At 68.0% G+C, this 11965-nt stretch carries 16 protein-coding genes and 1 other annotated feature; of the genes, 8 read left to right on the plus strand and 8 right to left on the minus strand.

What is annotated here, in order from left to right; all coding sequences use genetic code 11:
• Positions 1-10: 10 nt before the first annotated feature.
• Positions 11-202, minus strand: coding sequence for a hypothetical protein (locus ACP15H_RS15350; protein ID WP_425069906.1), 192 nt, complete (start codon positions 200-202; stop codon positions 11-13).
• Between the two features lie 216 nt (positions 203-418).
• Positions 419-474: a sequence feature (sul1 is cis-regulatory element that is thought to sense ions involved in sulfur or methionine metabolism; They are found in Alphaproteobacteria), on the plus strand.
• Positions 475-550: 76 nt separating this feature from the next.
• Here ACP15H_RS15350 and ACP15H_RS15355 point away from each other — a divergent pair.
• The 5 genes from ACP15H_RS15355 to ACP15H_RS15375 all read left to right on the plus strand — a co-directional run bounded on the left by ACP15H_RS15355 (position 551) and on the right by ACP15H_RS15375 (position 4656).
• Complete coding sequence (locus tag ACP15H_RS15355; protein WP_425067053.1) at positions 551-2029, plus strand: SulP family inorganic anion transporter; 1479 nt, start codon at positions 551-553, stop codon at positions 2027-2029.
• A gap of 72 nt (positions 2030-2101) precedes the next feature.
• Positions 2102-2755 carry a nitrile hydratase subunit alpha gene (nthA, locus tag ACP15H_RS15360; RefSeq protein ID WP_425067054.1) on the plus strand — a complete coding sequence of 218 codons (654 nt, stop codon included), beginning with the start codon at positions 2102-2104 and terminating at the stop codon, positions 2753-2755.
• The gene (gene nthB / locus ACP15H_RS15365) at positions 2752-3411 is read left to right on the plus strand and encodes a nitrile hydratase subunit beta (RefSeq protein ID WP_425067055.1); all 660 of its coding nucleotides are present in this window, start codon (positions 2752-2754) and stop codon (positions 3409-3411) included. Before nthA ends, nthB begins: the two co-directional genes overlap by 4 nt.
• Positions 3411-3794 (plus strand): nitrile hydratase accessory protein, encoded by a 384-nt coding sequence (locus ACP15H_RS15370; RefSeq protein WP_425067056.1) that lies wholly within the window; start codon positions 3411-3413, stop codon positions 3792-3794. Before nthB ends, ACP15H_RS15370 begins: the two co-directional genes overlap by 1 nt.
• Before the next feature lie 118 nt (positions 3795-3912).
• On the plus strand, positions 3913-4656 hold the full coding sequence (locus ACP15H_RS15375; RefSeq protein ID WP_425067057.1) for an alpha/beta fold hydrolase: 744 nt from the start codon (positions 3913-3915) through the stop codon (positions 4654-4656).
• Positions 4657-4697: 41 nt separating this feature from the next.
• On the opposite strand, the gene ACP15H_RS15380 is transcribed toward ACP15H_RS15375, so the two are convergent.
• From ACP15H_RS15380 to ACP15H_RS15405, 6 genes are all read right to left on the minus strand, one after another.
• On the minus strand, positions 4698-5288 hold the full coding sequence (locus ACP15H_RS15380; protein ID WP_425067058.1) for a hypothetical protein: 591 nt from the start codon (positions 5286-5288) through the stop codon (positions 4698-4700).
• A 79-nt stretch (positions 5289-5367) separates the two neighbouring features.
• Positions 5368-5991 carry a hypothetical protein gene (locus tag ACP15H_RS15385; protein WP_425067059.1) on the minus strand — a complete coding sequence of 208 codons (624 nt, stop codon included), beginning with the start codon at positions 5989-5991 and terminating at the stop codon, positions 5368-5370.
• Positions 5988-6620: a cell envelope biogenesis protein TolA gene (locus tag ACP15H_RS15390; RefSeq protein WP_425067060.1), complete on the minus strand. Its 633-nt coding sequence runs from the start codon at positions 6618-6620 to the stop codon at positions 5988-5990. Before ACP15H_RS15390 ends, ACP15H_RS15385 begins: the two co-directional genes overlap by 4 nt.
• Positions 6621-6855: 235 nt before the next feature.
• Positions 6856-7029 (minus strand): hypothetical protein, encoded by a 174-nt coding sequence (locus tag ACP15H_RS15395; protein ID WP_425067061.1) that lies wholly within the window; start codon positions 7027-7029, stop codon positions 6856-6858.
• 75 nt (positions 7030-7104) lie between these two features.
• Positions 7105-7497 carry a response regulator gene (locus ACP15H_RS15400; RefSeq protein WP_425067062.1) on the minus strand — a complete coding sequence of 131 codons (393 nt, stop codon included), beginning with the start codon at positions 7495-7497 and terminating at the stop codon, positions 7105-7107.
• A 139-nt stretch (positions 7498-7636) separates the two neighbouring features.
• On the minus strand, positions 7637-8809 hold the full coding sequence (locus ACP15H_RS15405; protein WP_425067063.1) for a sensor histidine kinase: 1173 nt from the start codon (positions 8807-8809) through the stop codon (positions 7637-7639).
• 207 nt (positions 8810-9016) lie between these two features.
• On the opposite strand from ACP15H_RS15405, the gene ACP15H_RS15410 reads away from it, so the two are divergent.
• Both ACP15H_RS15410 and ACP15H_RS15415 read left to right on the plus strand, forming a co-directional pair.
• Positions 9017-9469 (plus strand): Hsp20 family protein, encoded by a 453-nt coding sequence (locus tag ACP15H_RS15410; RefSeq protein ID WP_425067064.1) that lies wholly within the window; start codon positions 9017-9019, stop codon positions 9467-9469.
• A gap of 41 nt (positions 9470-9510) precedes the next feature.
• Positions 9511-10026 (plus strand): response regulator, encoded by a 516-nt coding sequence (locus ACP15H_RS15415; protein ID WP_425067065.1) that lies wholly within the window; start codon positions 9511-9513, stop codon positions 10024-10026.
• 237 nt (positions 10027-10263) lie between these two features.
• On the opposite strand, the gene ACP15H_RS15420 is transcribed toward ACP15H_RS15415, so the two are convergent.
• Positions 10264-10986, minus strand: coding sequence for an SOS response-associated peptidase family protein (locus ACP15H_RS15420; RefSeq protein WP_425067066.1), 723 nt, complete (start codon positions 10984-10986; stop codon positions 10264-10266).
• A 240-nt stretch (positions 10987-11226) separates the two neighbouring features.
• Here ACP15H_RS15420 and ACP15H_RS15425 point away from each other — a divergent pair, with 240 nt between their 5' ends.
• Positions 11227-11964, plus strand: coding sequence for a C40 family peptidase (locus ACP15H_RS15425; protein WP_425067067.1), 738 nt, complete (start codon positions 11227-11229; stop codon positions 11962-11964).
• Position 11965 lies beyond the last annotated feature (1 nt).

Below are 11965 nucleotides of genomic sequence, written 5' to 3' on the forward strand. Positions count from 1 at the left end.
CTCCTCGGGGTTAGCGGCGCCGGTCGCCCTTGTCGCCCTGGCCGCGCTTGGCTGCGGTCTTGGCCTTGCGGCGACGATCGGCCGTCAGCGAACGGCCGACATCCTCGACTTCCTTGAAGGAGGTGCCGAGCGCATTGCGCCGCACGAACAGCTTGTTGGTGCCGGTGTCGATCAGCTCGCGCTTGGCCGCGCTCCTGCGCACCGTCTTCTTCTTGGCGGCCTTCTTCGTGGCTACCTTCTTCTTGGCGACTTTCTTTTTTGCCGCCTTCTTGGCGACCTTCTTTTTCGCAGCCATCGCTTGCTCCTTCCATGACGTGAGGCGTTGAACGCGTCCCGGGCCGTGAACGTTGCAGAAGGGAGTCCATGGCACCGCGATTGCATTCCAGAACAAGGCGTGGTCTACGCACGCGCACACTCGCCTGGACCCGGTGAAATCCCGGGTGGCTATTCCGGCCGCCGATCCGCCGGGCAACTCTCACATGGAACGCCCACACGCCGTCTTCGCCAGCAGGCGAGGAAGACCCGTGGCGCCCTGTGCATAGACGGCTCGATGTTCACCAATTTCAGATCGCAATGGTTCGGCAGCCTCGGCCAGGCCCGCCGCGATTTCCTCGCCGGCCTGGTCGTGGCGCTGGCGCTCATCCCCGAAGCCATCGGCTTCTCGATCATCGCCGGTGTCGATCCGAGGGTCGGCCTGTGGGCCTCGGTGGCGATCGCCCTCGTCATATCGCTGCTGGGCGGGCGGCCCGGCATGATCTCGGCGGCCACCGCCGCGGTTGCGGTCGTCGTCACGCCGCTGGTGCGCGACCACGGCGTCGACTACCTGTTCGCCGCCACCATCCTGATGGGCCTGATCCAGGTCGCGGCGGGCTTCCTGCGCCTCGACCTGCTGATGCAGTTCGTCTCGCGCTCGGTGATCACCGGCTTCGTCAACGCGCTCGCCATCCTGATCTTCATGGCGCAGATCCCGCAGCTGGTCGGCGTGTCGTGGCACACCTATGCGATGATCGCCGCCGGCCTCGGCATCATCTATCTGCTGCCGCGCCTCACCACTGCGGTCCCTTCGCCGCTGGTGGCCATCGTCGTGCTGGCGGCGCTCAGCATCGGCCTCGATCTGCCGGTCCATACGGTGGGCGACATGGGCAAGCTCCCCGAAGCGCTGCCGAGCCTCGCCCTCCCGCAGGTGCCGCTCACCTGGGAGACGCTGCGCATCATCCTGCCCTACGCGCTCACCATGGCGGCGGTCGGCCTGCTCGAATCGATGCTGACGGCGCAGATCGTCGACGACATGACGGACACCGACAGCGACAAGCGCCGCGAATGCCTGGGCCAGGGCGGCGCCAACATCGCCGCGGCCCTGGTGGGCGGCATGGGCGGCTGCGCCATGATCGGCCAGTCGGTGATCAACGTGACCTCGGGCGGGCGCACGCGCCTCTCGACCTTGGTCGCGGGCGCAGCGCTGCTGTTCCTGCTCGCCGTGCTGGGACCGCTGGTCGGGCGCATCCCGATGCCGGCGCTGGTCGCGGTCATGATCATGGTGTCGATCGGCACCTTCAGCTGGAACTCGATCCCCAACCTGCGCCGCCATCCGCCGACCTCGAGCGTGGTGATGATCGTGACGGTCTGCGTCGTCGTCTTCACCCACGACCTGGCGCAGGGCGTGCTGGCCGGCGTGCTGCTCTCCGGCATCTTCTTCGCCGGTAAGGTCCGCCGCATGTTCAAGGTCGAACGCAGCGAGAGCGACGGCAGGGTCACCTATCGCATCGGCGGCGAGATCTTCTTCGCCTCGGTCGACCGCTTCACCCGCGCCTTCCTGCCCGAGGCGGGACGAAGCGTGACGATCGACGTGTCGGCGGCGCACTTATGGGACATCTCGGGCGTGGGCGCGCTCGACAAGATCGTGGCCCGCCTGCGCCGCGACGGCTCGGAAGTGAAGGTCATCGGCTACAACGAGGCCAGCGCCGACCTCGTCGACCGTTTCGCCCTGCACGACAAGACCGGCGTCGAGCTGGGCGCCGTGCCGCACTGACGGCGGAGCCGCCCGACCTGTTTCGCCCGGGCGGAATGCACTACGCTGTCCGCTCCAGTCTCAGGAGGTGCCATGTCGCACGATCACGACCACGGCCATGGGCATAACGATAACCATGACCACGAGCATGGATCCGAGCTCTCGGAGATGCAGCTTCGCGTCCGCGCGCTCGAAACCATCCTGACCGAGAAGGGCTATGTCGATCCGGCGGCGCTCGATTCGATCATCGAGACCTACGAGACGAAGATCGGGCCGCATATCGGCGCGCAGGTCGTGGCCAAGGCCTGGGCCGATCCGGCATTCCGCGAAGCGCTGCTCGCCGACGCCAGCAAGGCGATCGCGCAGCTCGGCCTGCAGCAGAAGGTGGGCGATCATCTGATTGCCGTCGAGAACACGCCGGCCACGCACAACATGATCGTCTGCACCCTGTGCTCCTGCTACCCGTGGGACCTGCTGGGCCTGCCGCCGGCCTGGTACAAGTCCGCGCCCTACCGCGCCCGCACGGTCAAGGAGCCGCGCAGGGTGCTGGCCGATTTCGGCGTCACGCTGCCCGACGAGACGAAGGTGCGCGTGTGGGACTCGACGGCGGAAACCCGCTTCATCGTGCTGCCGATGCGGCCCGCCGCGACCGACGGCTGGTCGGAGGAGCAGCTCGCCTCCCTGGTCACCCGCGATTCGATGATCGGCACCGGCTTACCGAAGGCCGCGAACGAGGTCGCGCCATGAACGGCGTGCACGACATGGGCGGCATGGACGGTTTCGGCAAGGTCGCGCCCGATCCGCACGAAGTGCCCTTCCACGCCGACTGGCAGGCACGCTCCTTCGCGCTCAACCGGGTCATGGGCTCGGCCGGCGAATGGAACATCGATGTCGGCCGCTACTGGATCGAGACGCTGCCGCCCGCGGTCTATCTCTCGTCGTCCTACTACAGGAAATGGTTCCTGCGCCTCGAACGTCTCTGCCTCGACCGCGGCCTCGTCTCGGAGGCCGAGCTGGCGAGCGGTCACTCGAGCGGACCGGGCCGTGCGCTGAAACGCAAGCCGCTGTCGGGCCCGCAGGCCGGCGCCGCCGTCAGCCGCCCCAACCACGACCAGCCGCCGCGCGCGCCCGCCCTCTTCGCGGTCGGCCAGAAAGTGCGCGCGCGCAACATCCATCCCCGCTCGCACACGCGCCTGCCGCGCTTCGCGCGCGGCCACCTCGGCACGATCGAGCGCATCCAGGGCTGCCACACCTTTCCCGACGCGATGGTCGAGAAAGGTATCAAGCAGGGCGAATGGCTCTACACGGTGGTGTTCGACGGCCGGGAACTTTGGGGCCCCGATGCAGAGGACGGCGCCACCGTTTCCATCGAAGCGTTCGAGCCCTACCTGGAGCCGGCGTGATGCCGCAGGATTCTGCTTCGGTCCGCACGGTTCTGCAAACCGTGCCCGGCATCCCTTGCGAAGGCGAGGCGCCGGTGTTCGTCGAGCCGTGGCAGGCCCAGGCGTTCGCGATGGCGCTCAGCCTGCAGCAGCGCGGCGTCTTCACCTGGAACGAATGGGCCGACGAACTCGGCGCCCGGATCAAGGCGGCCATCGCAGAGGGCGATCCCGACGACGGCACGACCTACTATCGCCACTGGCTCGCCACGCTGGAACGGCTGGTCGCACGCAAGGGCATCGCGTCGGCCGACACGCTCGAACGATACGTTCGCGCCTGGGACCATGCCGCCGATCGCACGCCGCACGGCCAGACCATCGAGCTCACCCCGAGCGACTTCGACTGACGCGCGGCAGTGCCCTGGGCGCGCAACGGCCGCCGCGCCGCTGCGTTTTCCCGCCATGCAATCGACGGCCGCCGTAAAGCGCGCCCTCTGTCTTGGGTGGCTGGTACTGTCTCTCGGCATGGCCGGTCCCGCCTCTGCCGAGGAGCGGTCGCTGCCGATCCCCGTGGCGGCGACCGTGCTGACGCTCTCGGGTCTCAATTTCAATCTGAGCAACTACATGCCGCGGCAGTTCGGCGGCGTCTTCGCGCGCCCGCCTTACGTGCTGCGGCAGGTCCGCTATCCCGCGAGCCTCGCGTCCGACTCGATCGCGCGCGGGGTGGCCGCGCTCGACGCGGCGCTGCGAGACACGGCCGGTCCGGTGATCGTACTGGCGCATAGCCAGGGCGCGCAGGTCGCCTCGCACTGGATGCGCCAACACGCCAATGACACGAGCGCGCCTTCGGGTGACCGCCTCGTCTTTCTCCTCACCGGCAATCCCCTGCGCGCCGAGGGCGGGTATGGGATAGGACGGCGCGAGGTCGGCGGCACCATCGGCGAGCCCACGCCGGTCACGAGCCGCTGGCAGGTGATCGACGTGGCACGCCGCTACGACGGCTGGGCCGACTGGCCGGCCGATACCACCAACCGCCGCGCGATCGAGGCGGCGCGCGCCGGCATGATGCGTCTGCATACCCAATACGATGAGGTCGATCTGTTCGCGGCGTCGCACACCGTCTGGACGCGCGGCACCACGACCTTCGTGCTCACACGGGAGGCGCTGCCGCTGCGGGCCGTGCGGTCGGAGGAGCGCGGCGCGGTGCAGGCAGAGATCGAACGGGCCTATCGCCGCCCGCCGAACGATCAAACATACCCGCTGCAATAGGAGAAGCCCCGCCGTTCGACGGGCGGGGCTTCGGGAAGACCCTACAGCAGCGCCTTGCGGGCCTGCTCGGCACGCGAGGCGCCGATCGCGGTCTTGACGTCCTTCTGCTCTTCCGGCGGCGGCAGCACCGCCTTCATGCCGAGCGACGCGATCGCCAGCTCGCGGCACCATCCCCTGGAATGATAGAGGTGCTCGTCCTCCTCATCCTCCACTTCCTCGAGCGCCGCTTGGATCGCCTTCTTCTCCGCGCCGCGGGCGGCCTCGGCATAGAGGGTAAGCAGTTCCCAGTTGGAATGGTCCTTGGTCTCGGCATGGACGACGCATTCGCAGGCCACGATCTCGGCGGCCTCCGGCGGCGCGGTACCCTTGGCAAGCTTCATGGCGGCGACGAGCGAGCCGCCGATATGGCGCACGACTTCGCGGCCGGGCGTCTCCATCGGCGGGACGGCCAGGTCAGACATAAGCGTCGTCACGATCTCGACGTGGCGCTTGGTCTGCTCGAGATACGTCTGCCACTCTTCCTTCAGCTCGTCGTTCAGGACGCAGGTCAGAGCCGTTTCGTAGACCTTGACGCCGCCCAGTTCCGTTTCGAGCATCTGCTGCAAGAGTTCGTTGCGTTGTTCGATGTTCAATGACGCCTCCATCCTGGCTGGTTGTCGGCGTAATGGCTCAGGCGCTCCGACGTTGCATGCGGCGGGGCGGGACTCCCCGTCAGGGCGCGCGTGTCATCGATTTGAACAAGGCGGCGGCCTGCTCCTCCAGCGACATGCTCTGCAGCCGCGACTTCGCTTCTTCGACCGGCCGTCGATGGGGCGGAACGACCTCGTCCGGCTGCTTCGTCTCACGCGGCGCCGCAGCGCCCTGCTTGAGCAGCTGCCGCAGCGCCCGCTCGTCGGCGACGAGGGTACGGACGCTCGTCCAGCCGGGAACCGCCTCGCCGCGCCCGGCCCCGACTTCGCGGGCCAGCGCGTCCGCCAGGGAGGCCGAGTCGAACACGCACTCTATGACCGTGGGTCCCGTCGAGAAGGAACGCCGCAGGGCAAAGCGTTCCGACGCGAGCCTCGATCTGATGAGCCGCAGCACGCGCTTCTCGGCGGTCATCGCCGCCGGCGACGAAGCGTCGACTGTCGAGAGCCGGAGGCGAATGCCGTGCGGCTCCGGGACGGTCTGGAAGAACGCACTCCAATCGAGGCGACGGCCGCGCGCACCGGTCATCGGACACCTGTCGGTGATGGAAACGTCGATGTGGGTGTTGCGGGCCCGTGCATCCTCTCCCCCTGTCAGCAAAACCCGAAACGGTCTTCCCGGAAAAAGGTTGCAGAGGATCGTCGTCACACCGGCCGAAGATGACGCGGCACCTTTGCATGCCGCAGTGCGTCTTCGAGTTTATCCTTCTCACGCCGCCAGCGCTCGGCTTCGCGATCGGCCCTGGCCTCGAGTGCCGACCGCGCCCGCTCGATCTCGGCGACCTCTGCCGCATGGCGTTCGGCGGCCTCGTCGAGCGCGGCCTGCGCCGCCGCAATGGCGCGATCCCGGCGCTGGCCTTCCGCCAGCCGCGTCGCTTCCTCCTTGCGCTCCCGCCGTTCGCGCCGCTCGCGTTCCTTCTCGAAGGCGCGCGCGGCGTCACGCTCCTGCGTGCGGTCCTTGGCCGTCGCCGCCACCGGCTTGCGCCGCGGGCGCGCCGGCCTCGACGTTCTCTCGACCTTGCCCTCGAAGGCCGCCTCGGAGGCCTCGGCCTCTTCCTTGAAATCCTGGTGGGTGCCGACCGGCCGCCGCAGCACGATGCCGGGCCGCGCCATCGTGGCTTCGACGATGGCGGCATCGTCGGTCTGCCGCGCAAACCCCTGGTGAAACAGATTTGCCCCGGCGCCCCAGGCTTCGAGCGCCGCCTTCATCGACGGCGCCGACACCGCGAGATCGAAGAAGCCCGCCGAGGTCGTGAAGGCCTTGAGCTTGCGCGCCATCCCTTCGCTCCCTCCCGAAGCGGCAGGAACGCTTCGGGTTCTCTGCCGGTTGCCGGGGCGTCCGGCGCGGTATCATGTTACCTGATCCGGAGAGGTGCGACGTTCGTTTCGAATGTTTCGTTTATTTCGTTTGTTTCGTTTACCGGCCGGGATTTCGCAGCGTTTTCAACGGCTTGGCTGGACGAAGGTTACCGGGACGCGCCGATCGACGACCTCGCCGCGCCGCCGATTCGCCTCAGGCGGCCGAGGGATCGGACAGGGTGACGAGGACGGTGTAGCCGGCTTCCTCAAGCGCCGCCTTTCGCTCGGTGGCCTTGCCCAGCGAGTTGTAGCCCTCGGTCAGGTATTGGTGTGTGCCGGGGCGTTCGGCCCGCAGCGAATATTTCTTGAGGGGCGCGATTTTGATCATTGGGGACCATAGCGCGGCCTCCCGGGCCCCGCCCCTCTATTCGGAGCGACTCTCCCCGGACAGTCGCACCGTCCGCTAGGCGCCGGGCGTGTTGGTGGCGTTCAGGAGCTGGGACACGGCGGTCAGCACCTGCGAGGCCGCGAAGGGCTTGGGCACCAGGATGCTGTTGGGTACGCCGAGCGAGGCCCAGTCGTTGCCCTCGGACCCGGTCATGTAGACAACCGGCATGTCCGGCTTCAGCTCGCGGGCGTGGCGCGCCACATCCCATCCGGTGGCGCTGGAGCCCAACTTGATGTCGGTCACCAGCGCGCGCACCTCCTCGCCTCGCGAGTCCAGGGCGGCCATCGCCTCGTCCGCCGTCGAGGCGAGCAGCACCTCGTAGCCGCCATCTTCGAACGACATCTTCAACACGTCGGCGATTTCCGCCTGGTCTTCGGCGATCAGAACAAGGACCGATGTCTTTTCCAACGCTCACCCCCCCCAAGCCGCGATCCGGCGTGATCCGGACTCCTTCGGCTCCCTGAACGAAACGGCCCAACGACCGGTCTTATGCGTTAGTTCCCGAACGGAAGCGACGAAAGATAAAACGCCGCACACCGCATCTCGTTCAGCTGATGATCGGGAAGATGACCGAGGTCGACGTTCCGTCCTTCGAGCTTTCCGTCGAAATCTGTCCTCCGATCTGCCGCGCCAGCGACTCGATCAGCTTCAGTCCGGAGCCGTTGGACGAGGTCTTCTGAAAGCCAAGACCGTTGTCGGCGATGGTCAGCCGGCCCTCGCCGAAGCCGATCCCGGTCTGGAGCCTGACCACGATGCGGCCCCCCTTCTCGGCAAAGGCATGCTTGGCGCTGTTGGTGGCCGCCTCGTTGAGGATCAGCCCAAGCGGCACGGCGCGCTCGATCGAAAGTTCGACCTCGTCGGCCTCGATCTCGATCGAGACATTCTCCACCTGCTGCTCGATCGAGGCACACAGCGCGCGGAGATAGCCCGCGACATCGACGGCCTGCGCATCCTGGCGCGGCGCCAGCTGGTCGTGCGCGAGGGAAATGGCGTTGATGCGGTTGGCGATGTGATCGAGGGCGCGCAGCCCCTCGCCCTCCTTGAAGCGCCGCTTCTGCAGGCTGATGGAGGCGAGGATGAGCTGGAAGTTGTTCTTCACCCGGTGCTGAAGCTCGCGCAGCAGGACCTCGCGCCGCTGGGCTTCCGACGCGGCCTCGGCCAGCGCCGCCGCCTCGCCGCGCGCCGATGTGTGGTTGCGCACGGTGGACGCGATGATCGCCGCGGCGGCAACCAGGAACTCGACCGTATCCGAGGTGAAATCGCGCGGCGTCGTGCTGTCGACTTCGAGCACGCCCCAGGCTGCACCTTCGGTGAGAATCGGCACATTCGCCAGCGAGACGATGCCATGCTCCTTCAGCACTTCCGAAAGCACGAACTCCGGCGCCTTCGTGAAATCGCCGATGCAGACCGGCTCGGCCGTCCGGTAGGCGCGGCCGGGGGGCGAACGGAGATCGGACGAGAAGGTCGCCGAGCGCACGAGGCCTTCCTTCCACCCGGTCCCGGCGACCATCAACAGGTCGGCCGTGGTCGGACGGTAGCGCAGCACCTTGACGTGGTGGATCTCGACGGCGCGCCCGACCTGGACGACCGCGTGATCGAGAAAGCGCTCCGGCGTCGAATCGTGGCCCGCGAGGCGGCCCAGCTCGACCAGAATGCGGACATGGCGGCGGAGCTTCTCGACGTCGGCCGCAGCCGTCGCCGGGGATGATGTGTCGGGCATGGCCAGTGAACGCCCGGCCGCCGCAAAGGTGCCCCCGCCGTGTTCCAGGGAGCCTTCCCGGCTCCCGCGTGATTTTTTTCAGAGCCCCCTTGAAGCCCGAACGGGCTTTTCTAGATCGATCCGTTGCCGGTTACACCAACCGGCCCCGCAGAATCGGCCGCCCCTCGGGGGACCGGGTCGCAACCATCGCTCAACGGAGGATGCTTCATGCGCAACACCATCGATTTCGCACCTTTTTACCGCGGCACCGTCGGCTTCGACCGGGTCTTCGACCTGCTCGACTCGGTGGCCAGCCGCTCCGGCACGCCCGGATACCCGCCCTACGACATCGAGAAGACCGGCGACGATTCCTACCGGATCGTCATGGCGGTTGCCGGCTTCGGCGAGGCCGAACTCAGCGTCGTGCAGAAGGAGAACGAGCTGCTGATCGGCGGCAAGTCGGCCGGCGGCGAGGACAAGCGCGAGTATCTGTATCGCGGCATCGCCGCGCGCGACTTCGAGCGCACCTTCCAGCTCGCCGACCATGTCAGGGTCGTGGGCGCCCGGCTGGCCAACGGCCTGCTGACCATCGACCTGCGCCGCGAGGTGCCGGAGGAGAAGAAGCCGCGCGTCATCGCCGTGGAAAAGGCCGAACCGCGCGTCTCGATCGGCCGGCAGTAGCGTCCGACCCTTCCATCGTTTCGTTCAACAGGAGGACAGGCATGACTGGTTCAGCTGCTTCCACGAACACCCAGTGGAAGCCCGATCAAACTCTCCCGCCCCCCTCGCCTCCCGCCGCTCTGGCGGCCGCGACGCCGCGCGGGCGCATCCTCGTCGTCGAGGACCAGGCGATCGTGGCGCTCGACCTGCAGCGGACCCTGCGCGAAGCGGGCTACCGCGTCGTCGGACCGGCCACCAGCCTGCCCGCCGTCGAGGCTCTGCTGGCCCGCGGCAAGGTCGATGCCGCCCTCGTCGACGCCGATGCCGGCCGGCTGGCCTTCGTCCTGGCCGACCGGCTGGTCGATGCCGGCGTGCCGGTGCTGTTCCTGACGGCGCGCTCCAATCCGCTGCCGGCGCGCCATGCCGGGGCGGCGATCCTGGAGAAGCCTTTCTCCCGGCCGCGCCTGCTCGAAGCGCTGGCAACCGTCATGGCCGCCCCGCGCCTGGCAGACGAGGAGCTGCCCTACGCGGTCTCGCCGCCGCCGATGAGCTGGCCGCGCGTCTTTCCCCAGCTCTGACATTCAGTCGTGAACCCCGCGGCGAAGGACTAGGCATCCTTCGCCGCGCCCCGCCGCTCAATCTCGCCCGCGACGCGGACCGGCAACGACGGCACGGCGAAGGGCGCGACCTATTTCTACCGGCGCGACGCCGCGCCCTACATTTCCAGTGCCGGCGACCTCACGCGCGACACGATCTCGAAGCTGATCGCAACGGTGATCGACAACTCATAGCGCAGGCGGGGAAGCCTTCCCCGGTCAGCGCGGCGGCGCCGGCTTGCGCGGCGCCTTCGGCTCCGGCGCCGAGGTCCAGTTCACGCCTTGCATCGTCCTGAGCAGCGCCTTGGCGGAAGCCGGCGGCGCACCGTCCTCCCCCAGCCATGTGGCCCAGACACCGTCCTCGAGGATCGCGGGCATGCGCGGATCGTCCTCGCCGCTCTTGATCGTGCGGCGGATGAGATCGTTGGCCGGCACGGTGGCCATCACGCAGAACAGCAGCGGCGCGGGCTGGCCTTCGATCTGGTAGCGCCGCCACACGAAGGCGAAGCCGCGCGGGCGGCCGTCGCGCGGATCGATCGTCCATTGCCGCGTCTCGGTCCGGCCCGACGGCTTCACCACCGCCTCGCCCTCGTTGAAGGTGCGGAAGACCACGATGCCACGCTGGCCGGCCTGGAACGGCGTGCGGAACGGCTCCTTGCCGTCGATGGTCTCCGAGCGCGCATGGATCGGGCGGGGCCGCCGCCAGTCCGTGGGATCGGGAAAGCCCCAGCGCATCGGCACGACCCGTCGCCGTCCGGCCTCGGCGTCCCACACGATGACCGGCACCGCCGCGCCGACGCGGTAGGTGACGAGGGGATCGTCGTCGCCATCGACTTCGAAACCGTCCCCTTCCCCCGCCTCGCCGCCGGCGCTTTGCGTCAGCGGCTGGGAGAAGGAAACGACCTCGCGCCACGAAGCCTGGGCCGTGAACTTGCCGCACATCTGCGAAGGCTAGCACCGTCGGCGTGAGCCGCGCCACGGTGCCCTGATTGCCGCAATCCGCAGGGCGCCAGACTATTCACAGGCCGCGCGGAATGGCCGTTAATCGTTACAAATCAATGACTTAGGCTGCGATTTTTACTGTGGCAAAATTACAACATTTGTTGGACGTACCGGCCCCGGTCGGCCATTATCCCTGAGGCCGCAGGCCGCCACCTTTGGTTCCACCACGGAGAAAAGTTAATGGCGTTGGAAGCCGGTCACCCGATCCCCTCACGCACTCGCCTCTTCTTCCGGGCCGCCGCCTGGTCGGTGGCGGTGCTGGCCGCCGCTACAGTCTTCGGAACGACCGCCGTCGTTTCCCCCGCGATGGCCCAGGCGAAGGTTCCGGCAAAGTCCAAGCTCAAGCCCGCGCCCAAGGCGGTGCCGGCCGATCCGACCGACCGGATGGCCGACCAGCTCAACGCCAAATGGCAGCAGGACAACGCCTCTTTCTCAGGCTTCAATTCCGCGGCTCCGGCCGCCGCGGCCGTGACCCCGGCCTCCTTCTCGACCGGCCCGGCGGCCGGCGCGGCGAAGGCCAGCCCGTCCACCGGCAACAACGAGTGGGGCGACCGTCTCGTGTCGCGCGCCATGAACTATCTCGGCACGCCCTATCGCTACGGCGGCATCTCTCCCCAGACCGGCTTCGACTGCAGCGGCTTCGTCTACTATCTCTACGGCGCGGTCTTCGGGCAGCGCATCCCGCGCATGCCGCACGACATGGTGCGCGAGGCCACGCCGGTCGCGCGCAGCGACCTTCAGAAGGGCGACCTGGTGATGTTCGGCTATCGCGGCGCCATCACCCATGTCGGCATCTACAGCGGCAACGGCCAGTTCGTGCACGCCACGCATCGCGGCTCGCCGGTCATGGTGACGTCGCTCGACGCCGACTACTACAACACCCGCTACCTGAAGGCGGTCCGGCTCGCGCCGCAGTAGT

Origin of the sequence: Reyranella sp. (genome assembly GCF_965249915.1) — a bacterium.
Taxonomy (GTDB): domain Bacteria; phylum Pseudomonadota; class Alphaproteobacteria; order Reyranellales; family Reyranellaceae; genus Reyranella.

Excerpts from the sequence above, each read along its gene's own strand:
- ACP15H_RS15355 (WP_425067053.1), top strand. The coding sequence starts at position 551 with ATGTTCACCAATTTCAGATCGCAATGGTTCGGCAGCCTCGGCCAGGCC.
- nthA (WP_425067054.1), top strand. The coding sequence starts at position 2,102 with ATGTCGCACGATCACGACCACGGCCATGGGCATAACGATAACCATGAC.
- nthB (WP_425067055.1), top strand. The coding sequence starts at position 2,752 with ATGAACGGCGTGCACGACATGGGCGGCATGGACGGTTTCGGCAAGGTC.
- ACP15H_RS15370 (WP_425067056.1), top strand. The coding sequence starts at position 3,411 with ATGCCGCAGGATTCTGCTTCGGTCCGCACGGTTCTGCAAACCGTGCCC.
- ACP15H_RS15375 (WP_425067057.1), top strand. The coding sequence starts at position 3,913 with ATGGCCGGTCCCGCCTCTGCCGAGGAGCGGTCGCTGCCGATCCCCGTG.
- ACP15H_RS15390 (WP_425067060.1), bottom strand. The coding sequence starts at position 6,620 with ATGGCGCGCAAGCTCAAGGCCTTCACGACCTCGGCGGGCTTCTTCGAT.
- ACP15H_RS15395 (WP_425067061.1), bottom strand. The coding sequence starts at position 7,029 with ATGATCAAAATCGCGCCCCTCAAGAAATATTCGCTGCGGGCCGAACGC.
- ACP15H_RS15405 (WP_425067063.1), bottom strand. The coding sequence starts at position 8,809 with ATGCCCGACACATCATCCCCGGCGACGGCTGCGGCCGACGTCGAGAAG.
- ACP15H_RS15410 (WP_425067064.1), top strand. The coding sequence starts at position 9,017 with ATGCGCAACACCATCGATTTCGCACCTTTTTACCGCGGCACCGTCGGC.
- ACP15H_RS15415 (WP_425067065.1), top strand. The coding sequence starts at position 9,511 with ATGACTGGTTCAGCTGCTTCCACGAACACCCAGTGGAAGCCCGATCAA.
- ACP15H_RS15420 (WP_425067066.1), bottom strand. The coding sequence starts at position 10,986 with ATGTGCGGCAAGTTCACGGCCCAGGCTTCGTGGCGCGAGGTCGTTTCC.
- ACP15H_RS15425 (WP_425067067.1), top strand. The coding sequence starts at position 11,227 with ATGGCGTTGGAAGCCGGTCACCCGATCCCCTCACGCACTCGCCTCTTC.